The organism is Bradyrhizobium genomosp. I (2014) (assembly GCF_000261685.1).
GTDB lineage: Bacteria > Pseudomonadota > Alphaproteobacteria > Rhizobiales > Xanthobacteraceae > Bradyrhizobium.
Genome location: NZ_AJQE01000060.1, coordinates 24548 through 47777, shown reverse-complemented (window position 1 = coordinate 47777; position 23230 = coordinate 24548). Strand labels below are relative to the sequence as shown.

Annotated in this window: 19 protein-coding genes, 1 tRNA gene and 2 riboswitches; of the genes, 6 read left to right on the top strand and 14 right to left on the bottom strand. The window is 65.0% G+C overall.

Features of this window, described 5'->3' with window-relative positions; all coding sequences use genetic code 11:
* Window positions 1-105 precede the first annotated feature (105 nt).
* The 8 genes from IC50_RS06535 to IC50_RS06500 form a co-directional block, all read right to left on the bottom strand.
* Window positions 106-1527 carry an amidase gene (locus IC50_RS06535; RefSeq protein ID WP_035701973.1) on the bottom strand — a complete coding sequence of 474 codons (1422 nt, stop codon included), beginning with the start codon at window positions 1525-1527 and terminating at the stop codon, window positions 106-108.
* Window positions 1520-2692 (bottom strand): M20 aminoacylase family protein, encoded by a 1173-nt coding sequence (locus IC50_RS06530; protein WP_035701971.1) that lies wholly within the window; start codon window positions 2690-2692, stop codon window positions 1520-1522. Before IC50_RS06530 ends, IC50_RS06535 begins: the two co-directional genes overlap by 8 nt.
* 13 nt (window positions 2693-2705) lie before the next feature.
* Window positions 2706-4211 (bottom strand): M81 family metallopeptidase, encoded by a 1506-nt coding sequence (locus tag IC50_RS06525; protein ID WP_035701968.1) that lies wholly within the window; start codon window positions 4209-4211, stop codon window positions 2706-2708.
* A gap of 295 nt (window positions 4212-4506) precedes the next feature.
* Window positions 4507-6156 (bottom strand): ABC transporter ATP-binding protein, encoded by a 1650-nt coding sequence (locus tag IC50_RS06520; RefSeq protein WP_035701996.1) that lies wholly within the window; start codon window positions 6154-6156, stop codon window positions 4507-4509.
* Between the two features lie 14 nt (window positions 6157-6170).
* Complete coding sequence (locus tag IC50_RS06515; protein ID WP_035701965.1) at window positions 6171-7058, bottom strand: ABC transporter permease; 888 nt, start codon at window positions 7056-7058, stop codon at window positions 6171-6173.
* Window positions 7059-7075: 17 nt separating this feature from the next.
* The gene (locus tag IC50_RS06510) at window positions 7076-8017 is read right to left on the bottom strand and encodes an ABC transporter permease (protein WP_035701962.1); all 942 of its coding nucleotides are present in this window, start codon (window positions 8015-8017) and stop codon (window positions 7076-7078) included.
* 179 nt (window positions 8018-8196) lie between these two features.
* On the bottom strand, window positions 8197-9498 hold the full coding sequence (locus IC50_RS06505) for a D-amino acid dehydrogenase (RefSeq protein ID WP_035701961.1): 1302 nt from the start codon (window positions 9496-9498) through the stop codon (window positions 8197-8199).
* Between the two features lie 67 nt (window positions 9499-9565).
* Window positions 9566-9669: riboswitch (glycine riboswitch) on the bottom strand.
* Between the two features lie 3 nt (window positions 9670-9672).
* Window positions 9673-9777: riboswitch (glycine riboswitch) on the bottom strand.
* Window positions 9778-9959: 182 nt separating this feature from the next.
* A complete protein-coding gene (locus tag IC50_RS06500) occupies window positions 9960-11090 on the bottom strand; it encodes a M20/M25/M40 family metallo-hydrolase (RefSeq protein WP_035674943.1) in 1131 nt (376 codons plus the stop codon).
* Between the two features lie 269 nt (window positions 11091-11359).
* On the opposite strand from IC50_RS06500, the gene IC50_RS06495 reads away from it, so the two are divergent.
* Entirely contained in the window at window positions 11360-12970 is a 1611-nt protein-coding gene (locus tag IC50_RS06495; protein WP_035701958.1) for an ABC transporter substrate-binding protein, read from the top strand.
* Window positions 12971-13049: 79 nt separating this feature from the next.
* Here the strand turns inward: IC50_RS06495 and IC50_RS41155 are convergent, their stop codons facing one another.
* From IC50_RS41155 to IC50_RS06485, 3 genes are all read right to left on the bottom strand, one after another.
* Window positions 13050-13193: a hypothetical protein gene (locus IC50_RS41155; RefSeq protein WP_157460904.1), complete on the bottom strand. Its 144-nt coding sequence runs from the start codon at window positions 13191-13193 to the stop codon at window positions 13050-13052.
* A gap of 53 nt (window positions 13194-13246) precedes the next feature.
* Entirely contained in the window at window positions 13247-14497 is a 1251-nt protein-coding gene (locus IC50_RS06490; RefSeq protein WP_035701956.1) for a multidrug effflux MFS transporter, read from the bottom strand.
* A gap of 304 nt (window positions 14498-14801) precedes the next feature.
* Window positions 14802-14890, bottom strand: a tRNA-Leu gene (locus tag IC50_RS06485).
* Between the two features lie 174 nt (window positions 14891-15064).
* Between IC50_RS06485 and IC50_RS06480 the strand changes: the two genes are divergently transcribed.
* Window positions 15065-15508 (top strand): hypothetical protein, encoded by a 444-nt coding sequence (locus tag IC50_RS06480; RefSeq protein ID WP_035701954.1) that lies wholly within the window; start codon window positions 15065-15067, stop codon window positions 15506-15508.
* A gap of 38 nt (window positions 15509-15546) precedes the next feature.
* Here the strand turns inward: IC50_RS06480 and IC50_RS06475 are convergent, their stop codons facing one another.
* Window positions 15547-16749, bottom strand: a complete 1203-nt coding sequence (locus tag IC50_RS06475) for an FAD-dependent monooxygenase (protein WP_035701951.1) — start codon at window positions 16747-16749, stop codon at window positions 15547-15549.
* A gap of 19 nt (window positions 16750-16768) precedes the next feature.
* A complete protein-coding gene (locus IC50_RS06470) occupies window positions 16769-17014 on the bottom strand; it encodes a zinc-finger domain-containing protein (protein WP_007602543.1) in 246 nt (81 codons plus the stop codon).
* A gap of 306 nt (window positions 17015-17320) precedes the next feature.
* On the opposite strand from IC50_RS06470, the gene IC50_RS06465 reads away from it, so the two are divergent.
* From IC50_RS06465 to IC50_RS06455, 3 genes are all read left to right on the top strand, one after another.
* On the top strand, window positions 17321-18457 hold the full coding sequence (locus IC50_RS06465) for a hypothetical protein (protein ID WP_035701948.1): 1137 nt from the start codon (window positions 17321-17323) through the stop codon (window positions 18455-18457).
* A gap of 116 nt (window positions 18458-18573) precedes the next feature.
* Entirely contained in the window at window positions 18574-19329 is a 756-nt protein-coding gene (locus IC50_RS06460; protein WP_035701993.1) for an alpha/beta fold hydrolase, read from the top strand.
* Window positions 19330-19589: 260 nt separating this feature from the next.
* Window positions 19590-20351: a hypothetical protein gene (locus tag IC50_RS06455; protein WP_157460903.1), complete on the top strand. Its 762-nt coding sequence runs from the start codon at window positions 19590-19592 to the stop codon at window positions 20349-20351.
* A 415-nt stretch (window positions 20352-20766) separates the two neighbouring features.
* On the opposite strand, the gene IC50_RS06450 is transcribed toward IC50_RS06455, so the two are convergent.
* Window positions 20767-22125: a hypothetical protein gene (locus IC50_RS06450; protein WP_035701943.1), complete on the bottom strand. Its 1359-nt coding sequence runs from the start codon at window positions 22123-22125 to the stop codon at window positions 20767-20769.
* Between the two features lie 278 nt (window positions 22126-22403).
* Here IC50_RS06450 and cysE point away from each other — a divergent pair, with 278 nt between their 5' ends.
* Entirely contained in the window at window positions 22404-23228 is an 825-nt protein-coding gene (gene cysE / locus IC50_RS06445) for a serine O-acetyltransferase (RefSeq protein ID WP_035701940.1), read from the top strand.
* Window positions 23229-23230 lie beyond the last annotated feature (2 nt).

Here is a 23230-nt window from a genome sequence, read left to right as displayed (position 1 = left end):
CCTCCCCCTCCAGGGGAGGGTAAGCAAGAGGCGCCGCATGCTGCCTGTCCCAAGTCATTCGGGCTTGCGCCTAAAGGGCGCGCTTCCCGAGATGACGAGAGCGTCTTACTTCGCCGGCGGCCTGGGCCAGGGCCGCTGCGGACCACGCAGGCCCTCGAATGCCTTGGCCATGCCGAGCACGCCGATGTCGTCGAAGCGGCGGCCGACGATCTGCACGCCGATCGGAAAGCCCTTGGCGTCGAAGCCGCCGTTGACGGAGATCGCCGGGTTCTCCGACATATTCCACGGCACGGTATAGGCGATGTGCTCGAACGGCTTCATGGGATCGTTGGTCGGCGAGGCCCATTCCGCCGCATAGTTCACGTTCGGTGCGGTCGGCGAGATCACGTAGTCGAACTCGCAGAACAGCTTTGAAGCCGCGGCTCGAATCGCCATGGTCTGATTGAAGCCGCGGATGACGTCGACGCCGGAGAGCTTGGCACCGGACTCGCCCCACTTGAAGATATAGGGCAGCACCTTCGCCTGCTCGGCCGGCGTCAGCTTCGACAGATCGTCCCACATCCGCGCGCGCCAGAAATTGTCGAGGCCGTCGAGCATTTCGCGCGTGAGAATGCCGTCCACTTCGGTCACGACGCTGCCTGCGGATTCGAAGGCCTTGGCGGCCTTCACCGCGACCTCGCGCACCGGCTTCTCCAGCGGCAGGCCGCAGCCGGGATCGAGCATCAGGCCGATGCGCAGTTTCCGCGGCGACTTGTCCAGCCCCCTCCAGTTGAGCGGCTCGGCGGGCAGGCTCATGCCGTCGCGCCGGTCGGGCTTTGCGATCACGCTCATCATCAGCGCGCAGTCGTCGACCGTGCGCGTCATCGGGCCGGCAACGCGGCCGACATAGGTGGGATCGATCGGCACGCGGCCGAAGCTCGGTTTCAGGCCGACGAGGCCGCACCAAGCGGCGGGCAGGCGGACCGAGCCGCCGATATCGGTGCCGAGATGCAAGGGACCATAGCCGGCCGCTGCGGCAGCGCCTGCGCCCGCGCTGGAACCACCGGGATTCTTGGAGAGGTCCCAGGGATTGCGCGCCAGCGCATGGAAGCTGGAGAGACCGGAGGACAGCATGCCGTAATCGGGCATGGTGGTCTTGGCGAAGATGACCGCGCCGGCCTCGCGCAGCCGCGCAGCCGGCGGGGCGTCCTTCTCGGCTGGCACGAGCCTGACACTGGCCGCGCCGAGCGGCACCGGTACACCCTTGGTCGCGATGTTGTCCTTCACCGTGACAGGCACGCCGTCGAGCGCGCCGGACGGCTCGCCGCCGGTCCAGCGCGCGGTCGAGGCCTTGGCGGCCTCGCGCGCGCCGTCGGGATCGAATGCATAGAGCGCCTTCAGATCCGGTTCCCACGCAGCGACGTGCGCGAGCACGTCCTCCAGCACCTCGCTCGGCGAGAACTGCTTGGCGCGATAGCCCGCGATCAGATCGACCGCGGAGAGATCGTGCAGCGAGGTGACCGCCTCTTCGGCACTCTTCTTATGCATGGGCTCCCACCGGCATGCGCGTCTCGATGATGCGGGCGAACATGCTGGCGCCGATTGGCAGGATCTTGTCGTCGAGCACGAAGCCGGGATTGTGCACGGGCACCGCGCCGTCATGGCCGACCCAGAAATAGGCGCCGGGAATAGTCTGCAGCATGTCGGCAAAATCCTCGCTGCCCATCTTCGGCTGGGTCCGGGTGATCACGTTGGCGGGATCGACGATGGTGCGCGCGACCTCCTCGACCACCTTGGACTGCTCGACCTGGTTGACCAGCACGTCGAAGGTATCGCGGATGTCGACGTCGATCACGCAACTATAGGCGCTCGCGATGCCGGCGCAGATCGTGCGGATGCGTTCGGCGATCAGGGTGCGGACTTCCTTCGAGAAGGTGCGGATGGTGCCGCAAAGATGCGCGTCGCCGGGAATGACGTTGTAGGCGGAACCGGCGTGAATCTGTGTGATCGAGATGACGGCGGCCTGCAGCGGCTCGACGTTGCGGCTGACGATGGTCTGGATCGCCTGCGCCAGCGTGGTCGCGATGATCACCGCGTCCTTGGAGCGTTCGGGCATTGCGCCATGCGCGCCGTAGCCGGTGATGCGGAGGTCGAAGAAGTCGGCGCTGGCCATCGCGGGGCCGGGCAGGATCGCGATCTCACCGTGGTTGAGGTCGGGCGCGTTGTGCAGGCCGTAGAGCTCGTCGCAGGGAAACTTCTCGAACAAGCCGTCCTTGATCATGGCGCGCGCGCCGCCGAGGCCTTCCTCGGCCGGCTGGAAGATCAGGTGCACGGTGCCGTCGAAGTTCCTGGTCTCGGCGAGATAGCGCGCGGTGCCGAGCAGCATGGTGGTGTGGCCGTCATGGCCGCAGCCGTGGAAGCGGCCGGGGATTTTCGAACTCCACTTCAGATTGGTGTTCTCCTCCATCGGCAGCGCGTCCATGTCGGCGCGCAGGCCGATGCGCTTGCCGCCCGTCCCCTTGCCCTTGATGACGCCGATCACGCCGGTGCCACCGAGGCCGCGATGCACCTCGATGCCCCAGCTCTTCAGCTTGTCGGCGACGATGCCGGAGGTGCGCAGTTCCTCGAAGCCGATCTCGGGATGAGCATGGAGGTCGCGCCTGATAGCGGTGAGTTCGTCGGCATAGCCGTCGATGCGATCAATCGTGGGCATAGGGTCCGTCCAGTTAGCGTGAGGGAGGCGTGAAAACGGGGCCGTTCGGCTTGATGCGGACGCCGGGGCGCAGCTTCGTCCAGGGCAGGGAGGCGGTGTCGGCCGGCATCGCGCCGGGGGCGGCGCAGATCAGGAGCTTCGCCGCGATCGGCTCGAAATCGGCACGGAAGTGCACCGAGCTCTTGTTGACCAGGATCTTCTCTCGCGTCGGTTCGATGCCGACATAGCGGTACATTGCCTGGTCGGCGAGCTGGGCCTTGTGAGAGGAGACGACGACGCGGACGTCGCCGATGCGAAGGCACGCGGACGGTCCCATCTCCATCTCGCGGCCGCCGTAATAGGGACCGGGTGCAGTGAAGCGGCCGTCGGAGAGCTTTTCGACCAGGAAGGTCTCGCGATAGGGCTCGTCGCCGGGAATGCCGGACTTGCCGCCGAGCGAGAGCGTCACGGTGGCGCCGACGCCGGCCGCATGCGCGGCCCTGGCCGATTCCGGATCGTAAATCGCGCCGGTCGCGGCGCTCGCCTTGTTGCGCACCAGCGCGCGCAGCATGCCCGTGGTGTCGGAATCGCCGCCGGCGCCGGGATTGTCCTGGGTATCGGCGATGATGATCGGCTTGCTCGCATTCTTCGCAAGTTGCATGGCATGGCGCACGCCATCGTCAGGCGACCAGATCTTGCCGTCGAAATCGTCCTCGTGGCCTTCGATCAGCTTCACGATCGCATCGGCCGCGCGGTCGGCGTCCGCTTGCGTCTTGCCATAAGCGAACACGCTTGGCCCACAATCGCGGAAATCGGCAGCGGGGAAGCCGGGCGCGAAAGACAGCGTTGGAACCACATCGCCCTCCAGCGCGGCGAGCTTCTCGTAGATGCCTTTGGTGGGCTGATCGTTGGTGCATTGCCAGCTGATCGGAATCAGGAACGGCAATTGCCGGAACGCCTTTGCGAAGCGCTGCTTGGTCTTCAGCAGCAGCGCGAGGTGCCCGGCGCAGGCGCGGCCGGTCTCGGCCATGTCGACATGCGGATAGGTGCGGTAGGCGATCAGCGCGTCGGCATGCTCGATCATGTCGGGCGTGACGTTGGCATGGAGATCGAGGCTGGTGACGAGCGGAACATCCTTGCCGATGACGCGGCGCACGCGCGCCAGGATCTCGCCTTCGCCGTCGTCGAGATGCTCCGTCACCATGGCGCCGTGCAGGTCGAGATAAACCGCATCGATCGGCCCGGCGGCTTTGATGCCGTCGACCATCACCTTCACGATGCGTTCGAAGGCATCCTTGGTGACGTGGGCCGAGGGGCTCGCCCCGCAGGCAATCGTCGGAACGAGTTCCCAGCCATTGGCATCGGCGCTGTCGACGAAGCCGGCGAGGCCGACATTGATGCGGCGCATCACCTTCAAGACGTCGGCACCTTGCGTCATCGCCGGCCAGCCGCCGCCATGCTGGAAGTCCGCGAATGTCGCCTTGGTCGGGGCGAAGGTGTTGGTCTCGTGCAGGAAGCCGCCGACGGCGATGCGTGTCATTCAGTTCAGTCCCGATTGAAAGTGCGCGACGTTAGCCCCGGCCTTGCCGCAAGAGCAAGCCGGGAAGCAATCGCATCGTGCATAGGGTCAAGACGTTTTGGGAATGCTGCGGATGCGGTGCGCGTCGTGGGCCGCTCCGCCAATCACGCTCTCGGTGTCGTCCCCGCGAACGCGGGGCCCATAACCCCAGGAAGGAGATTGGCGAAGATTGGTCGTTCGGGATTGGCCCCACATACTGTCGATAGATTCCGCGGTATGGCTCCCGGCGTTCGCCGCGACGACACCGTGAACGTCGTTACACGGCGGCCGCCACGCCCTCGGCGACCGGCCGGAAATTGGCAAAGTCCCAGTTGCGGCCCGGAGCTGCGTCCAGCAGCGCCTTGGTGTAGGCCTCCCTCGGATGCGTCAGCACTTCGGCCGCCGGTCCCTGTTCGACGACGCGGCCGTGCTGCATCACCACGACCTCGTCGCAGATCTGCGCGGCGACGCGCAAATCGTGCGTGATGAACAGGATGGCGATGCCGAGTCGCTTCTGGATCTCGTCGAGCAGTTCCAGCACCTGTGCCTGCACGGAGACGTCCAGCGCGGAGACCGCTTCGTCGGCGACCAGCACGTCGGGATCGAGCGCCAGCGCCCGGGCGATGGCGATGCGCTGGCGCTGGCCGCCGGAGAACTGGTGCGGATAGCGCGACACGGCATCCGCCGGCAGGCCGACCAGCTCGAGCAGCTCGCGCGCCCGCTTCATCGCATCGGCTTGGGAGACGCCGTAATTGATCGGGCCTTCCGCGATGCTCTCGCCGACGGTGACGCGCGGGTTGAGCGAGCGGTAGGGGTCCTGGAACACGATCTGGATCTTCTGCCGGTGCGGTTGCAGCAGGCGCCGCGAGATGTCGGCGATCTCGCGGCCGGCGAGGCGCACGCCGCCGGAAGTCGGGTCGATCAGGCGAACGATGCAGCGTGCCACCGTCGACTTGCCGGAGCCGCTTTCGCCGACGATGCCGAGGGTGCGGCCCTTGCGCAGCGTCAGCGTGACCTTGTCGGCGGCCACGACCTCGCGGCCTTTGCCGAAGAGGGCGCGCTCCTTGTAGACCTTGCTGAGGTCGTTGGCCTCCAGCACCACGGGCTCGCGGCTCTCCTCGCGTGGCGGCCGCGGCACCAGGCTCGGCACCGAGGCGAGCAGGTTTCGGGTGTATTCCATGGTCGGATTGCGCAGCACGGTCTCGAGCGGGCCGGTCTCGACCAAGCGGCCCTGCCGCATCACCGCGACGCGGTCGGCGATCTCGGCGACCACGCCCATGTCATGAGTGATGAACAGCACGGCGGTGCCGTGATCGCGCTGCAGCTCGCGGATCAGGGTCAGGATCTGCTTCTGCGTGGTGACGTCGAGCGCGGTGGTCGGCTCGTCGGCGATGAGGAGCTTCGGCTCCAGCACCAGCGCCATCGCGATCATGATGCGCTGGCGCTGGCCGCCGGAGAGCCGGTGCGGGTAGGAGGCGAAGATGCGCTCGACCTGGGGCAGGTGGACCTGCTCCATCATGTCGAGGATGCGCTTCTTCCGCGCTCTGGCGTCGAGATCGGTGTGCGCGCGCAGCACCTCGTCGATCTGGCGGCCGACCGGCACCACCGGATTGAGGGCGGTCATCGGCTCCTGGAAGATCATGGCCATCTGCGTGGCGCGAAGCTGGCGCAGCCGGCGGTCGGTCGCCGTGAGCAGCTCCTCGCCGACCAGCTTGACGCTGCCGCCGGTGGGAACCAGCGTGCCCTTCGGCAAGAGGCCCATCGTGGTGAGCGAGGTCACCGACTTGCCCGAGCCGCTTTCGCCGACGAGACACAGCGTCTCGCGCTCGCGCACTTGGATCGAGATGCCGTCGATGATCTTGTGTCCGCCCGGCTTCTTGCCGACGGAGACGACGAGGTTGTTGATGTCGAGGATGGTATTGGTCATCGCTTGATCGCTCATCACTTGCCTTCCCGCTGCTTCATGCGCGGATCGAGTGCGTCGCGGGCGGCGTCGCCGATCAGGTTGATGCTGAGGATGGCGATCGAGAGCAAAAGGCCCGGCCAGAAGATCAGCGACGGCTTGATCTGGAAGTACTGGCGGCCCTCGGCCATGATGTTGCCCCAGGTCGGCGTCTCCGGCGAGATGCCGGCGCCGAGGAAGGAGAGGATGGCCTCGGTGAGGATGGCGCTCGCGCAGACATAGGTGCCCTGGACGATCAGCGGCGCGATCGTGTTCGGCATCAGGTGGCGCCACATGATCTTCGGCAGGCTGGAGCCGACCGAGATCGCTGCCTCGACGTAAGGCTCCTCGCGCGCCGACAGCACGACCGAGCGCACCAGGCGCGCCACGCGCGGGATCTCCGGAATCGTGATCGCGATCAGCACGGTCCAGATGCTGGCGCCGGACAGCGAGACCACGGCGATCGCGAGTAGGACGCTCGGCATCGCCATCAGGCCGTCCATCACGCGCATCAGGACGGAATCGACCAGCTTGAAGAAGCCGGAGACGAGGCCGATCGCGAGCCCGATGGCGATCGACAGGATCGCCGAGCCGATGCCGATCAGAAGCGAGACGCGGCCGCCATAGATCACGCGCGACAACAGGTCGCGGCCGTAGGCGTCGGTGCCGAGCAGGAATTGCGCGGAGGCGGGCTTGAGCCGCTGCGACGGCGCGAGCTGGATCGGATCATGCGGCGCGATCAGCGGCGCGAGGATCGAGATCACCACGATCAACGTGAGCAGGACTGTCGCCGTGGCGATGATGGGCGTCGAGGTGAGGAACCCGAATCGCGGCCGCAGCGGCGACGTGATCGGAATCGACGACTGGGGAAGGGTATCGACCGACATTTGTGTTCTTCCTTGCCTCAGTATCGGATTCGGGGATCAAGCAGGGTGTAGGCAACGTCGATGAGAAGATTGACAACGACATAGATCAGCGACGTCAGCAGGATCATTGCCTGGATCACCGGATAGTCGCGCGCCAGCACCGCATCGACGGTGAGGCGGCCGATGCCGGGGATGTTGAACACGCTCTCGGTGACGACGACACCGGAAATCAACAGCGCAAAGCCGGTGCCGATCACGGTAATCACGGGCACCGCGGCGTTGCGCAGCGCATGGCGCATCATCACAGCGACCTCGTTGATGCCCTTCGCACGCGCTGTTCGCACGTAATCTTCGCCGAGCACGTCGAGCATCGCCGCGCGCGTCATGCGCGCGATCAGGGCGATGTAGATGAAGGACAGTGCGCAGGTCGGCAGGATGATGCGCTCGAAGAACGACCCGAAGCCGGCGCTGATGCTCTTAAAGCCTTGCACCGGAACCCAGCGCAGGTCGATGGCGAAGATCTGGATCAGGACATAGCCGACCACGAACACCGGCACCGAGAAGCCGAGCACGGACAGGCCCATCACGAAGCGATCGATCCAGGTGCCGTGCTTCCACGCCGCGATCACCCCCAAGGGAACGGCGACGATTACGGCGAGGATGATGGTCGACAACGCGATCGAGATCGAGGGCTCGACGCGCTGGCCGATCATCTTCATCACCGGCAGGTTGGAGATCAGCGAGGTCCCGAGATCGCCGTGCAGCAGCTTGTTCACCCAGGTGATGAACTGCACGATCAGCGGCTCGTTGAGGCCGAGCGAGGTGCGGATGCGCTCGAGCCGTTCCGGCGTCGCGTTGTCGCCGGCGAGAATCGCGGCGGGATCGCCGGGCGTCAGCCGGAGCAGCAGGAACACGAACAGCGCGACGACGCCCATCACGGGCACCGCGGCCAGAACGCGGCGAATAAGATAACCCAGCATGCACCTATCTCCGGCTACGGAACGTGTGGCGCCCCGAGGCGCCCGTGAACTCTGTCGTGTCTATCATGCCTATCGCTTGGGCTGGCAAGGCCGCCCGGAGACGGTGTCCTCTCGGGGCAAATTGTGTGCCAAGGGCTGCGCTGTCGCAAGAGGCCGGCATGTCCCCAGTATCGACCAACTCAGGATGCATGTCGCAGTTCACGCTCAACCCCAAGTGAAGGCGCGGTCGGCGGCGCGTTGAGGCCGCGCCAGCCGTCGATGGTCTGGGCGATCATCTGCGCCGTCGCCGCCGACAGAGTCCAGCCGAGATGGCCGTGGCCGGTGTTGAAGAACACGCCAGGTATCCGCCCTGCGCGCACGACCGGCATCATGTTCGGCATCATCGGGCGCAGCCCGGCCCAGGGCACGACGCGCGACGTTTCGATGGCGGGGAAGTTGCTGCGCACCCAGTCGATCAGCGGCTGCACGCGGTCGGCGCGGATGTCGCGATTGAAGTCGTTGAACTCGGCGGTGCCGGCGACGCGAAAACGATCGGCGCCGAGCCGGCTGGTGACGATCTTGGCGGCCTCGTCGAGCAGGCTCACCGTCGGGGTGGCGTTGCGGCTTTCGGCAGTGTCGAGCTGCACGGTGATCGAGTAGCCCTTGACCGGGTAGACGTTGACGCGCTCGTCGAGCAGGGCGGCGAAGTGACGGCTCGCAACGCCCGCGCAGACCACGACGCCGTCCGCGCTCAGTGCGCCGCGCGCGGCCGCCACACCATCGCTCGCGGCCAGATCGGTCCAGCCGATGACGAAGCCGCTGCCGGCACGTGCGATCGAATCGATATTGGCCTCGTGGATGAAGGTCGCGCCACGCCGCTTGCAGGCGTCCGCCAGCCCGCGGGTGAACTTGTGGATATCGCCGGTCGCATCCGACGGCGTGTAGAAGCCGCCATAATAGTCCTTGCGCAGTGTCGGCTCGATGCTGCGGATTTCCTCCGGCGTCACCGGGCGGCGGTCGAGGCCGCCTTCCTGCAGCAGCGCGTTGACGCGCAGGCCGGATTCGAAGCCGGCCTTGTCACGATAGATGTGGAGGATGCCGCGGCGTTCGAGATCGAAGTCGATCCCTTCGCGCGCCGCGATGTCGAACAGATGCCTGCGCGCTTCGATCGCGAGCCGCGTGGTCTCAATCGTGTTGGCCCGATAGTTGCCGATGTTGGCGACGAACTCGCTCATCCATGAATATTTGTGCCAGTTCGGCCGCGGGTTCATCAGCAGCGGCGCGTCGCGCCGGAACATCCAGCGCAGGCCCTTCAGGATCGTCGCAGTGCTGTTCCAGACTTCGGCGTTCGATGCGGAGAGCTGTCCGCCATTGGCGAAAGACGTCTCCATCGCGGCGTAGCGGTGCCTGTCGAGCACCGTCACCTTGTAGCCGCGTTCGAGCAGGGCATGGGCGGTCGTCACGCCGGTGATGCCGGCGCCGATGATGGCGATATGGGTCATGTCAGGTTCGGGGCTCCCGTGAGTTCGAGACGGCTGACCGCCGGCCAAAGGCCGTTGGCGGCGCCCCATCTGTCACGGTTACCTGAGAGCTTGATCCGCCGCGCACCTTGCGACGGACTATCCCCTTCGGTGGACGTCACGATCGCAGAATCGTGCCGTCTCTCTCCAGATCGTCCTGACGATACAGTCCTTTTGCCTGAGAGTTTCCGGGGCGGTTGCTCCGTCGGCGCCGCAGCGGAGGCCGAAAGCCTTCGTTGCGATCTCTCCCGCATCGTCGCGTGGACAAGCGGAGCAGTACGATACGCCTCATTTTTGGACAAGGCTAAATTTCGACCGCGACTGCCAACGCATTGTGCAGTGCAAAGCCCACCTCGTCGTCCCGGGGCGATGCGAAGCATCGAACCCGGGACCTCGAGATTCCGGGTTCGATGCTGTCGCATCGCCCTGGAATGACGAGTTCACTATTCCAGCGTGGCCAGCAACCCCGCCATCAGGCGCCCACGCTCAACCAGGCTGTCCACCTCGATGAACTCCTCCAGGGTGTGGCCATTGCCGCCGCGCACACCTAGGCCGTCGAGCGTTGGGATGCCCATTGCACCGGTGAAGTTGCCGTCGGAACCGCCGCCGGAGCTTGCATGCGGTAATTCCGCGCCGAGAGATTTGGCGATGCCGCGCGCCTTTTCATACAGCGCCATGGTGCCGGCATCCGGCTCCCAGACCGGACGCGTCACGCCGCGCGTGACCTTGAAGGTGACGTCGTTGGTGGTGCCCGACAGCGCCAGCATCCTCTCGACACCGCGGTCGAGATCGGCTTGACGCTTGGCCATGGACAGCGCTTCGCCGGTCGCGGTCGTGGCAACGCAATTGACCCACTGGCCGCCATGCACCACGCCGACCGAGAAGGTGCAGTCCTCCGTCGTCATCGCGTCGATCGCGAGAATCTGCCGCGCCATCTCGCGGATCGCCGAACGTCCCGCCGACAGCGTCGCGCCGGCGTGGCTCGGGCGGCCCGTCGCCTCGAGATTGAAGCGCGCGATGGCGTAGCGTCCGGTGGTGACGCCGTTGTCGGCGCGGCCGGGCTCGGGCACCAGCACGTATTTGTTGCGCGCGGCTTCCGCCTCGATGATATCGCGCGTGGAGGGCGTGCCGACTTCCTCATCCGGCGTAAACAGCACGGTGATCGGCAGCGGCGTCGTGAACGACGCGCGCGCGAGCTGTCGGATCGCTTCCAGCGAGAGATAGTTGCCGCCCTTCATGTCGTAGATGCCGGGGCCGTAGCACTTGTTGCCCTCGCGTCGCCATTTCAGCTTCTCGATGGTGCCGACCGGGTGAACGGTATCCATGTGACCGGCGATCAGGATGCCCGGCTCGCCCTGCTTCGGATGGGGAAAGCGCGCGCGAATGACGCCGCCAAAGCCCTGACGGCCGGCGATGCGCTCGATCGTCGCACCCATGATCGCCATATCCCGTGCTGCGATATCGAGCATGCGGTCCACGGCGCCTGCGTCCCAGGTCGGACTTTCGCATTCGACCCAGCCGCGCAGGCCCTCGAGCATCGCCTCGGAATCAAAGGGAAGATTGGCAGGATTCATCTTAATGTCTCTCAAGCTTCGAAAGATGGAACGCGCATTGCATCGGCGCGGGGCAGGACAAGCGGGGGGTGTTGTAGGGCCAAACCGATCTTTGTGGAGCCCTTGCGCGCGCCGCAAGGGCTTGCAGCGAAACCGGATTGACGCGCTCGGCGCCGTCTGCAAGTCTCGAAAAGATAAAGGCATTGCATGAGGTTAGTTCGCCCAACGAATGAACCGAATGCTTAACCAATAACCTGCCTTTGAACAGTTTCACGTCAGGAGAACTTTCTATGTTCCACTTCATGCGCCGGGGGCGCCGCGCGTTCGCCTCCAAACTTGCGCTGTCGGTCGTCGCGCTTTCGACCGCGCTGGCCTCGCCAGTGCTTGCGGCCGGCAAGACCATCACGGCGGTGATGCATTCGGATCTGCGCATCATCGATCCGGGCTTCACCACGGCCTACATCACGCGCGACCATGGCTACATGGTCTACGACACGCTGCTTGCGACCGACTCCAATTTCAAGATTCAGCCGCAGATGGCGGATTGGAAGGTCTCCGACGACAAGCTGACCTACACCTTCACGCTGCGCGACGGACTGAAGTGGCATGACGGCGCGCCGGTGACTGCCGAGGATTGCGTCGCCTCACTGAAGCGCTGGGGCAGGAACGACGGCATGGGCCAGAAGCTCATGGACTTCACCGCCAGCATCGACGCGCCAGATGCCAAGACGATCGTGCTGAAGCTGAAGCAGCCCTACGGCCTGGTGCTCGAATCGATCGGCAAACCGTCCTCGCTGGTGCCGTTCATGATGCCGAAGCGGCTCGCTGAGACGCCGGCGGGCAAGCAAATTCCCGAGCAGATCGGCTCGGGTCCCTTCAAGTTCGTGCAGGGCGAATTCCAGCCCGGCGTGAAGGCGGTCTACGTCAAGAACACCGACTACGTGCCGCGCAAGGAGCCGGCGAGCTGGACCGCCGGCGGCAAGGTGGTGAAGGTTGATCGCGTCGAGTGGATTACCATGCCGGACTCCCAGACCGCGGTGAACGCGCTGCAGTCGGGCGATATCGATTTCATGGAGAACGTGCCCTGGGACATGCTCCCGGTCGTCGAGGGCAATAAAGACCTCAAGATTGAGGTTCTGAACAAGTTCGGCTTCCAGACGCTCGGCCGCATGAACTTCCTGCTGCCTCCCTTCGACAATCCCAAGGTGCGCCGCGCTGCACTTCTGGCAATGAACCAGAAGGACGTGTTGGACGCCCTTGTTGGCAATCCGAAATACTACAAGATTTGCGGCGCCTTCTTTATCTGCGACACGCCGCTCGCGACCGACCTCGGCTCGGAGACCTTGGTGAAAGGCGGCGGCATGGCGGAAGCCAAGAAGCTGCTCGCCGAATCCGGCTATGACGGGACGCCGATTGCGATCATGGCCCCCGGCGACGTCACGACTTTGAAGGCGCAGCCGATCGTCGCCGCGCAGCTGCTCCGTGAGGCCGGCTTCAAGGTCGATCTTCAGGCGACCGACTGGCAGACGGTGGTTGCCCGCCGTGCCGGCCAGAAGCCGGTGAAGGAGGGCGGATGGAACATGTTCTTCACCAACTGGGTCGCCGCGGACGTGATGAATCCGATCGCCAACGTCTCGATCGGCGGTCGCGGCAAGAACGGCGGCTGGTTCGGCTGGGCGGAAGACGCCAAGATCGAAGAGCTCAAGGACGCCTTCGTTCGCGCGCCCTCGCCCGATGCGCAGAAGAAGATCGCCGCCGACATCCAAAAGGAAGCTTTTGAGCAGGTGATCTACATTCCGCTCGGCCAGTACCAGGCCCCGAGCGCCTGGCAGAAGTCGCTCACGGGTGTGCTCGACGGCCCGGCGACGCCGGTGTTCTGGAACATCACCAAGTCGGAGTAGTCTTACGTCCGAAAGGCGAACGGCGCCGTGGGTGTCCCGCGGCGCCGTTTTCTATGGAGCAGTACCTGCTCGATCCATTCTAGCAGTGGCTGTCGCGCAGCGGCTCCAGCCCCTCACTTGCGAAGGGCAGGCTTCTATGCGGCCGCTCTTCCGAGAACTGTTCCCGCGGGGTGGGCCGCTCGATTCCCGACGCGGCCTGATCCGGTTTGCTCTCCTGTTCCATCTCGCGATCCTCTCGATTGCTGCAGGACAACATCGAGTGGGCAGGGAGGTTCCTCACGCCACAGGGCGATGATGCGGCTTGAACAGCCGCCCCTTCTCCACCACCAGCAAGATCGCGAGCGCGGCGAGGGTCGACAGGAAGAAGCCGATCGAGAAGGGCAGCAGCGTGCCGTCGAAGCTCTGCCCGATCGCCATACCGACCACGATCCCGATCAGCGTCGTGATCGAGCCGTAGAGCGAAGAGGCGGTGCCAGCGATATGTCCCTGCGGCTCCATCGCGAGCGCAGTGAAGTTGGCGACCATCATGCCGAACGAGAACATCATCAACGCGGAGAGCACCATGAACAAGGCGAGCGGCAGCACGCCGAGACTTTCCGTCAGCAGCATCACGCCGGCCACGACGGTGTAGAGCGTCAGCGCTCCGTGCGAGATCACGCGCATGCCGAGCCGCCCGACCAGCCTTGCATTGAGGAAGCCGGCAATGGCGACGCCGGCCGCGATCGCCGCGAAAGCGAGCGGAAAGTAATGGCCGAGGCGATAGATGCCGGTGAAGATCTGCTGGGCGCAGAAGACATAGGCGAACAGTGCGCCCATCACGCTGCCGGCGGCCGTGGCATAGCCGATGGTCTGGCGATGGGTCACGGTCTGCCGGAACGCGGAGAGCACGTCGGCGGGCGCCAACGACCGGCGCTCGGACTCGGGAAGGGTCTCAGGCAGCCGCAGCACGCACCATGCGAGCGCGAGCAGGCCATACAGCATCAGCACCACGAAGATGCCGCGCCACGCCGTCACCAGCAGCACCGCCTGTCCGAACGAGGGGGCGACCACGGGCACCGCGATGAACACCATCATGGCGAGCGACATCACGCTCGCCATGCGGCGGCCGACATAGCAGTCGCGCACGATCGACGTCGCGATCACGCGCGTCGCCGCGGTGCCGAGCCCTTGCAACGCGCGCGCCAGCAGCAGCGTCTCGAACGAGGGCGCTGCGACCGCCAGCACGCTCGCGACCGCATAGACCGCCATGCCGCCGAGCAGCACCGGTCGGCGGCCGAAGCGGTCCGACAGGGGACCCATGACGAACTGGCCGGCGCCGAAGCCGAGCAGGAACGTCGACAGCACCAGCTGGAGATGATTGGCGACGGGAATCTGGAAGGCCGACCCGATGTTGGGCAGCGCCGGCAGCATCATGTCCATCGCAAGCGGATTCAGCGCCATGATGGACGCGATCACGATGACGAATTCCGGAAAACCCATCGGGCGGTGTCCCGCGGACACCCAATCGTCGGCATTGACGTCGGACAAGAAGAGTACCCCTGAAATCGAGCGACGTTATCTCCGTGCATGCTGCGTTGCACAACCCATGTTTCGGGATGGCTGGCAGGCGGAGCAGGGCCGGACAGGACCTGGTGAGAGCCGTCGGAGCGGAGACGCAGACGAGGTCAGCGGGCCGCTCAATCTCGTCCGTGCCGGTGAAGTGATAATATAATAGAGGGTCTTCTTGGTGACGCCGGCCTTCGATCATGGCGCCGGAGGCACGCCTGGCCGGGCGCTACGGATCCATGACGCGGTCGTCTCCGGGCCGAGCACGGTTTGCCCTCAGCTCCATTGGTGCGGGCAGCCGGGGTCGAACCGGCACAGCGCTTGCGCACCGAGGGATTTTAAGTCCCTTGCGTCTACCAATTCCGCCATGCCCGCTTGATCCAACGAGATCAAACACTTAAGTCCATCCCCGGCTGTCTGGAATTGGCGCGTCGCGTACCCGGAGGGACGGTTCTTCCTTAAGCGAGCCGGGCGTACAAGGCAAAGCCTCAATCCGGACATCTGTTGTTGCTTTAGGCATTCTCAATCCACGGGGGCTATTCATCCGGCATGGCGGCTTTGTTCTCCTCTTCGCTGCGCGGCTTTGGCGCACTCCTCGCGCTGTTTGCGGCCGGCGCCGCGCTGTCCGGCTGCGCCGGCATGAGCGAGACGATCGCGCCGGCCTTTGCCGATCCCGCCAAATACGAATTGTACGACTGCAAGCAACTGGAGGGTGAGCGCAAGCTGCTCGCCAAGCGCACCGACGAATTGCAGAAGTTGATGGACAAGGCCGAGACCGGGGCAGGTGGCGCGGTCGTGTCCGAGCTCGCCTATCGCAACGATTACATTGCGGTGCGCGGGCAGGCGCAATTGGCAGACGAGGCCTGGCGCCGCAACAGGTGCCGGGAGACGCCGCCCGAGGCGGCATCGCCTGCCGCATCGCCATCGCCTGCGGCCAGTGCGAAGCCGGGCTCGACCAAGCCCGTGTCGGCATCCGGCAGAGCAATGCGCTAATCATCGCGCTTCAAGCCGCCGCGCCGGCGGCGCTCGCATCAGGGCCGCCAGCCGTAGATCCAGTCCTGCCGCGCCAACATGCGCTCCGGGCCGAGCGCACGGATCGCAAGATCGCGTGCGATCGCGAGCGGCCCGCCGAGATGATAGATGCGGCCCTGCCGCCGCGCGGTTTGCTGCACCCGAAGGACTCGCGCCTGGCGCGCGCGGCCGTATTGCGTCAGCGCAGCGGCGATGCCCGTGGTGCTCTCGGCGGCCTCGAGGCTCAAATGCCGGGCCAGCGCGGCGGCATCCTCGATCGCCATGCCGGCGCCTTGGGCTGCAAAAGGCAGCATGGCATGCACGGCGTCGCCGAGCAGCGCCACCGGACCCTTGCTCCAGGGGCAGCCGTCGGGCACGCCGAACAAGGCCCATTTTCGCCAGCTGTCGACCGCGGCCAGCATCATCCGCGCCGGCGCCGGCCAGCGCGGGGCGGCAAAGGCCTCCATCACCTCGAGGGGATCGCCGGGCGTGCTCCAGCCCGGCCGGTTCCAGGTGCCGGGCAGCACCGCGACGACGTTGATCTGGCGTCCGCCCGCGATCGGATAGGCAACGAGATGGGCGTTCGGGCCCATCCAGAGCTGCACCCGGCGCGCGGTATAGTCCTTCGGCAGTTGCGTGGCATCGAGCGTGCCGCGCCAGGCGATCAGCCCGGAGAAGCGCGGCTGCACCTCGGGAAACAGATGCTGACGTACCGTCGACCAGATGCCGTCGGCGCCGATCAATGCGCTGGCGAGATCGCTGCGGCGGATCGTGCCGCTGCGATGGACGACGGTCAGGCCCTTGGCGTGGGGCGCGACGTCCTCGAAGGTTGCACCCAGCTTCAGGTCGATGTCGGGATGATCGGCGACAGCGCCCGCCAGCGCCGATTGCAGGTCGGCGCGATGCACCACCCAATACGGGGCGCCGGCGCGCGCGGAAGCTGCTTGGCCCAGCGGCATGCGCAGGAGCTCGCCGCCCGCGCGCGCGCTCATGATCGAGACCGCCTCCGGGGTCACCGCGCGCGCCTTGAGGCGTTCGGTCAGGCCGAGCTCGACCAGCACGCGGCTGGCATTGGGGGAGAGCTGCAGGCCGGCGCCGACTTCTTCGAGGCGCTCTGCCTTTTCCAGCACGACGATGCGGAAGCCGCGGGCCGCGAGCGCAAGCGCGGCCGTCAGGCCACCTATGCCCGCGCCGGCGATGACAATCGTTCGGGAGAGCGCCACCCCTGACCGATGGAAGCGGTCAGGCTACCTTGTCCTTCAGGACGCATTCCGGCGGGCGGGCTTCGCCCGCCTTCAGGTCGGCCGCGAAGCGGTACAGCGTCGAACAATAGGGGCAGATGATCTCGTTGTCGTTGCCGAGGTCGAGGAAGACGTGCGGATGGTCGAACGGAGGGTTGGCGCCCACGCACATGAACTCTTGCGAGCCGATCTCGATGACGGGGACACCGGCATCGTTATGGAAGTGCGGGACGACATGGTCGGACATCGTAACTCATCCTGGAGTGGCAATGGCGGCAGACACAATCAAAAACTGACGCGGCATCTTTGAGGCGCCGCGGACCATACTTGCGGGTACAGATGATTGCTAGTCCAGCGGAACCGAAAGGTTCGCAATTGCCCCATGCTCATTTGCTCATGCAAATTCGACACAATCTTGAGGCCTGAGAGAAGCCCTTCTTTCGTCGGGGACGTTGTGTCGCAATTTTGGCAAGCTATCTCTGGGCGAGTGCAACTTGCGACGAAAGACGCATCGTCAGGCGCAAGTGATCCGAGGGACATCCAGGCTTTCCGCATGAAGTGGCTGCGAATCAGCACAGCGTTGACCGGTATCGCGGCGTGCAGCTTCATGCTCGCGCAGGTCGCGCCGCATGCCCGTGAGGCCGGCGGGATCCTCGTTGCCCAGGACGACCCGGCTGCGCTCTCCGAGCTGAAGCTCGATGCACTGCTGCGGCAGAACGACCGCGTGGTTCAGGACAATATCGAGGCCGCGCTCGCTGCTGATGATGCCGATCTCGCCGATAGTTTCGTTGCGCTGGCGCGTGACCGCAACATCGCGCTTCCCGACGACCTGCTGAGCCGTGTCAGTGACGCCGTCAAGGTGGAGAATTCCACCTCGCATTTCGCGAAACGGTTCGCCACCGGTCTCGTCACCGGCAACGCGGACGATGTCGCGAGCCTGTCGGGAACGGTGGCCGGTGATCTCTTCGTGTTCGGCGACATCAGGGACGTGGTGCGCGAGGGCAAGCATCTCGCCATGGGCGAGGACACCGACCGCCTCGTGCTCGGGCTTGCGGCCGCGGGACTTGCGGTGACGGCGGCAACCTACGTGTCCGTCGGCGGTGCGGCGCCGGTGCGCGCCGGACTGACGCTGGTGAAGGATGCGCGGAAAGTCGGGCGGCTCGGCGAGGGGCTTGCCGCATGGGCCGGCCGCTCGGCGCGCGAGGTCGTCGACACGCCGATGCTCCGGAACGCGGTGGTATCAGGCTCGGTGCTGCGGCCGGGCCAGACCGTGAGCGCGATCAAGGCCGCGTTCCGGGCCGAGAAGGCCGGTGCGCTGGTCCGGCTCGGCAAGGACGTCACGCGCGTCGCCGAAAGGACCGGCACGCGCGGGGCGATGGAGACCTTGCGCATCGCCGAGGGTCCCAAGGATGTGGCGCGCGCGGCGCGGCTTGCGGAAGCGCAGGGCGGCAAGACGCGCGCGATCATGAAGCTCCTGGGCCGGGGCGCGCTGCTGCTCATCGGCGGCGCGTTCGATCTGGCGCTCTGGCTGCTCAGTGCGGCGCTGACGCTGTTCGGCCTTCTGTCCTCCATCAAGGCGACGACAGAGCGCCTGACCCAGGCCTGGTGCGATCGCAGGCGGGCGCGGCGGCTCCGCCGCGCGCAGATGGCAGCCGAGGCCGCTCTGGCCAGCGCGGGCACCACGGCCTGAAGTGCGACGCGCTTCAGGCTATTGTTTGAGCATGATGTTGCCGGAAAACCGCTGCACAGTTTTCCGGATCATGCTCTAAGATCCACCCATCCCCCTCAAGACCTCTGGAACTGATGATGCCGAGCTTTCACAACGGCGCCGTTGAAATTGCCTATCTCGACGAAGGCGAGGGCGATCCGATCATCCTGGTGCACGGCTTTGCCTCCAGCAAGAACGTGAACTGGGTCTATCCGACCTGGGTTTCGGAGCTGCGCAAGAACGGCCGCCGCGTGATCGCGCTCGACAATCGCGGCCACGGCGAAAGCGAAAAGCTCTACGAGCCCGAACAGTACTCGATCCCGACCATGGCCGGCGACGTGCTTGCGCTGATGGATCATCTCGCCATCCCGCAGGCCGACATCATGGGTTATTCCATGGGTGGACGGATGACGGCGTGGCTGTCCCTCAACGAGCCGCAACGCCTGCGCTCGGCGATCCTCGGCGGCATCGGCATCGGTGGCCTGATCGAGGGCACAGGGCCCGGCGAGAACGTGGCGAAAGCGCTGGAAGCGCCGGCACTCGAGGACGTCACCGATCCCGTCGGCCGCACCTTTCGCGCGTTTGCCGATCAGACCCGCTCCGACCGCCGCGCGCTCGCCGCGTGCCTCCGCGGCACGCGCGACCTCATGACCCGCGACGAAGCTGCGCGCATCGACGTGCCGGTGCTGATCGCGGTCGGCTCGACCGACGATGTCGCAGGCTCTGCCAGCGCGCTCGGCGCGATCATCCCCGGCTCGGAAGTGCTCGATATTCCCAACCGCGACCACATGCGTGCGGTCGGCGACAAGGTCTACAAGACCGGCGTGCTGGGTTTCCTCTCACGCCGCGGCTGAGGACAGTGTTGTCCGGGGCACGGTCGTGGCCCAATGATCCTGAAATGCCCGATCACACGGGGGCCGGCCACTCTCTTCGGGGCAACCGTTCACTCCTTCATGCGCAGAGACTGGGAGTCCGCTGCGGCCGATGGCGAGACGTCATCGCGAAGCGGGAAGGTAGGTCGGCTAAGGGGGCCACAAGAGGAAGTGAAACTCTGCCCTCTTTGCGCCTTTACGGGCGGTCGGGACCAACATTTACTGAACTTTAGTCTGTTGCCATGCACAACCAAAGCTTGTTGGAGTGCCAGCAAGCTCAACCAGATTTGCGGCGTGGTATTGGTATGGCGATGGCGCTAATGCTTGCGAAACGGCTAGCTGCGCTCTGCGTTTTTGTGAGCGCACTAACTGGCTGTGGTAGCCTGAGCGAGACCATCAGATACCGCTTAACAATCAACGTAGAAGTTGATGGCAAGCTCGTCAGCGGTTCTGGCGTCATTCAAGTCAGGCAGTCCGACACGAGGGGCCTCTTCGGCTCCATGGGGGGCTTCGGCAATGAGGTCAGCGGCGAAGCTGTTGTGGTCGATCTCGGCCTTCACGGTACGCTTTTCGCGCTCCTGCATGGGCCGAAAGCTGGATATGGAGATTTAGGTGGTCCTGCATGGATGCTGTTTCATGCCTTTGCCGACTTGATCAAGAGCGAGACCGATCCCCTTCCGCAAGTTCGGCTATTGAGAGAGCAGCACCCGCACCGGGTGTTGAAGGTCAACGAAATTCCGATGTTGGTCAGATTTCGTGATCTTGATGATCCGAAGTCGGTTGAACAGATTGATCCCAGAAATCTAGCAGCAACATTCGGCTCTGGAGTTTCACTCCGCGACGTTGCCATTGAGGTTACTCAAGACCCGTTGACAGCGGGCATTCAAGCAAAGCTGCCGTGGCTTAAGGCCATGAAGACTCATCTAGACGGAGATCAATACCACTCTCGAAACACGCTCGCCAACGAGCTGACCGCACGCGATTTTTACCGAAGAGACGAATGAGGTTCTTGGCGGCCGGAGTTGGCTCAGTTATGTCCGCTCCGGGTCCAAAAGCTGACGACGGGCGGGCCGCGCGCCAAGGCCAGCTTTGGGCCACAAGCGGCGGTCGAACTGAGTGCGGCCCCGCGGCCGTTCTCCCGGTGTCAGCCGACATCACGCCAGATTCAGGGTGTTTCGGCTAAGGTTCGCTGGCGGGAAGTTACCTGCTGCCTCAGCCTCACCAGAGCGCCATGCCATCGAACCAAACCAGAGGGAGCCGCCACTAACGACCACAACTTGGAGGTATTCGAAGTGAAGTGGCTCAAGTGCTACGCGGTCGGCTTCATTGTTACGACCTTCGCGATCGCGGGAATGCGGGCTGAGAACGCGCCGGCGCGCAGATGTTTCAACAAGCACCGCGACGAAGCTTCATTTCCTCTCACTGCGCCTTGACGTTATCCCCAAACCGGCGTGACAGCGCCACCAGCACCACGAAAGTCGCCACCCACACCATCCGCGCGCCGTAGCGGTCGTGCGGGCCGGAGATCACGCCGCAGATGAAGGCGTTGCCGAGCAGCGCCAGCGTCACCGTCGCCGCCAACAGCGTCAGGTCGTCCAGCCGGCGGGTTGCCAGCGCCCGCGCGAGCAGGCCGACCAGCCCCAGCATCGAGATCAGGGCGACGGGAACGTGCAGCCGGTTGATGGCGTCGAAGCCGAGCTCCCAGTGCTGCTGGCGCGCCGCGCGCATCGGCGCGACCTGCGAGGGGATGTAACGCTCGATGATGCCGTAGGTATGCGGAATCCAGACCGTGGTGCCTTCGCCGGTCGCCACATGCAGCAATTGCTGTCCCATCGCGCGCAATGCCGCGCCGGCCTGCCAGGCCGGATAGTCCGCAAGCGAATGCACGACGATGTAGCCCATCTCCTGGTTCAGCCCATCGAAGCGGCCGAGCGTGTTGAACATGCTCTTGCCCCACAGGAACTCGTCGGCGGTTGCCGGCAGCTCGTTGCGATAGGGGCAGAGCTTGTAACGTTCGCGCGGACAACGGTCGTTGAGATAGCGAGCGACGATGCCGTCCTGCATCATGCGGCCGAAAGCGACGCCATAGCCGCCGGGCGTCCAGGCCAGCTTGCCGGACAGCGCGTAGTTTGCCGAGACCAGCATCAGGCCGCCCGCGACGATGGTGAGGCTCGCCTGGGTCAAGCCGGCCAGCGGAAGGCGCGCGCCGAGAAACGGACGTACCATCCAGCCCGCGGCGCAAAGACCGAACAGCACGCCGAGCGTGGCGCTGTGGGTTGCGGCGGCAAAGGCGGTGAAGGCGAACAGCAATATCTTCTCGAGCGCCGAGATGCGGTTTGCGCCGACGACCATGAGGAACAGCGACAGCACCGAGAGGCCTGCAAAGATGTCGGTCAGCAGCATGCTTGCAAGCCAGGGCAGCGCGGTCGACAGGATCAGGCAGAGGCTGATCGCGACGAAGCGGAAGGTCTGCATCAATCCGAGGATACGAAGGGTGAGCTGCAGCAGCCACAGCGTCGCCAGCGACTGGACGGCGAGGTTGGTCCAGAACCCAAAACTCTCGCCATAGTGCAGATAGAGGCCGAACACCGTGGAGCGGCTGGGGACGAGATAGCCCTCGTACCAGCGCGCCAGATAGCCGCCGGTATCCCATTGCAGCAGCGGATAGCCGTTCCAGAACGCCGGCGCGATCATCAGCAGGGGCAGCGCCGCCGCGGTGAGCCGCAGCCAAAACGTATCAGCGGCGCGCGCGCGCAATTGGTCGGTGGTGATGCTCAAATCGGCTCCGCGCCCCTCGTTCGGACCATGCCTGCAATAGCCGCTCGGAGAGAATTCACCAATAGTTTGATGCCGACCCGCTTGAATTTGGCAAAACTCTGACCACCTTGAACCGACTTGCCGCTTGGGGGCGTCAGAAGAAACCGTTGTGTTTCAAAGTCTTGGCGTGCTCCGCGGGGCAAAATGCTGTTCACTCTCAGGCAAGCCCGTCAGGACTTTATCGCCTAGACTGTGCTATACAGCGGGGAAAACAAAGCCAATTCGAGAGAGCAAATCGCATGGCAGTGCATCAGGTCAATCCGGGAGGAAAGCTCGCATCGCTCGATCCGATCTGGGACCGGATCCGGGGCGAAGCGGAGGACATCGTCCATCGCGAGCCCGAGCTTGCGACCTTCATCTATTCGACCGTGCTGCACCACAGCCGCCTGGAAGATTCGGTGGTCCACCGCGTCGCCGATCGGCTCGATCACTCCTCGATGTCGGGCGACCTCGTGCGCCAGACCTATGACGAGGCGCTGCGCGACGATCCCGATCTCGGCAACGCCTTCCGCGCCGATCTCGTTGCCGTCTACGACCGCGATCCCGCGACCTCGCGCTTCATCGATCCCTTGCTCTACTTCAAGGGCTTTCACGCCATCCAGACCCATCGCCTGGCGCATTGGCTCTATCTGAAGGGCCGCAAGGATTTTGCGTATTATCTCCAGAGCCGCGCCTCCGCGGTGTTCCAGACCGACATCAATCCCGCCGCTCGCATCGGCCGCGGCATCTTCCTCGACCACGCCACCGGTTTCGTCTGCGGTGAAACGGCGGTGATCGAGGACGACGTCTCGATCCTGCACGGCGTCACGCTCGGCGGCACCGGCAAGGAGAACGAGGATCGTCATCCGAAGATCCGCCATGGCGTGCTGATCGGCGCCGGCGCAAAGATCCTCGGCAACATCGAGATCGGCCATTGCGCCCGCATCGCCGCCGGCTCGGTGGTGGTCAAGCCCGTGCCGCACAATGTCACGGTTGCAGGCGTGCCCGCCAAGATCGTCGGCGAGGCCGGCTGCGCCGAGCCGTCGCGCACCATGGATCAGATGATCAACGCCATGGGACTCTGAGA

What these genes read in the sequence shown, in the direction of transcription:
- cysE (WP_035701940.1), top strand. Translation starts at nt 22,404, where the DNA reads ATGGCAGTGCATCAGGTCAATCCGGGAGGAAAGCTCGCATCGCTCGAT.
- IC50_RS41155 (WP_157460904.1), bottom strand. Translation starts at nt 13,193, where the DNA reads ATGGAACAGGAGAGCAAACCGGATCAGGCCGCGTCGGGAATCGAGCGG.
- IC50_RS06495 (WP_035701958.1), top strand. Translation starts at nt 11,360, where the DNA reads ATGTTCCACTTCATGCGCCGGGGGCGCCGCGCGTTCGCCTCCAAACTT.
- IC50_RS06455 (WP_157460903.1), top strand. Translation starts at nt 19,590, where the DNA reads ATGCACAACCAAAGCTTGTTGGAGTGCCAGCAAGCTCAACCAGATTTG.
- IC50_RS06500 (WP_035674943.1), bottom strand. Translation starts at nt 11,090, where the DNA reads ATGAATCCTGCCAATCTTCCCTTTGATTCCGAGGCGATGCTCGAGGGC.
- IC50_RS06505 (WP_035701961.1), bottom strand. Translation starts at nt 9,498, where the DNA reads ATGACCCATATCGCCATCATCGGCGCCGGCATCACCGGCGTGACGACC.
- IC50_RS06460 (WP_035701993.1), top strand. Translation starts at nt 18,574, where the DNA reads ATGCCGAGCTTTCACAACGGCGCCGTTGAAATTGCCTATCTCGACGAA.
- IC50_RS06480 (WP_035701954.1), top strand. Translation starts at nt 15,065, where the DNA reads ATGGCGGCTTTGTTCTCCTCTTCGCTGCGCGGCTTTGGCGCACTCCTC.
- IC50_RS06530 (WP_035701971.1), bottom strand. Translation starts at nt 2,692, where the DNA reads ATGCCCACGATTGATCGCATCGACGGCTATGCCGACGAACTCACCGCT.
- IC50_RS06465 (WP_035701948.1), top strand. Translation starts at nt 17,321, where the DNA reads ATGAAGTGGCTGCGAATCAGCACAGCGTTGACCGGTATCGCGGCGTGC.
- IC50_RS06525 (WP_035701968.1), bottom strand. Translation starts at nt 4,211, where the DNA reads ATGACACGCATCGCCGTCGGCGGCTTCCTGCACGAGACCAACACCTTC.
- IC50_RS06535 (WP_035701973.1), bottom strand. Translation starts at nt 1,527, where the DNA reads ATGCATAAGAAGAGTGCCGAAGAGGCGGTCACCTCGCTGCACGATCTC.
- IC50_RS06520 (WP_035701996.1), bottom strand. Translation starts at nt 6,156, where the DNA reads ATGACCAATACCATCCTCGACATCAACAACCTCGTCGTCTCCGTCGGC.
- IC50_RS06510 (WP_035701962.1), bottom strand. Translation starts at nt 8,017, where the DNA reads ATGCTGGGTTATCTTATTCGCCGCGTTCTGGCCGCGGTGCCCGTGATG.
- IC50_RS06470 (WP_007602543.1), bottom strand. Translation starts at nt 17,014, where the DNA reads ATGTCCGACCATGTCGTCCCGCACTTCCATAACGATGCCGGTGTCCCC.
- IC50_RS06515 (WP_035701965.1), bottom strand. Translation starts at nt 7,058, where the DNA reads ATGTCGGTCGATACCCTTCCCCAGTCGTCGATTCCGATCACGTCGCCG.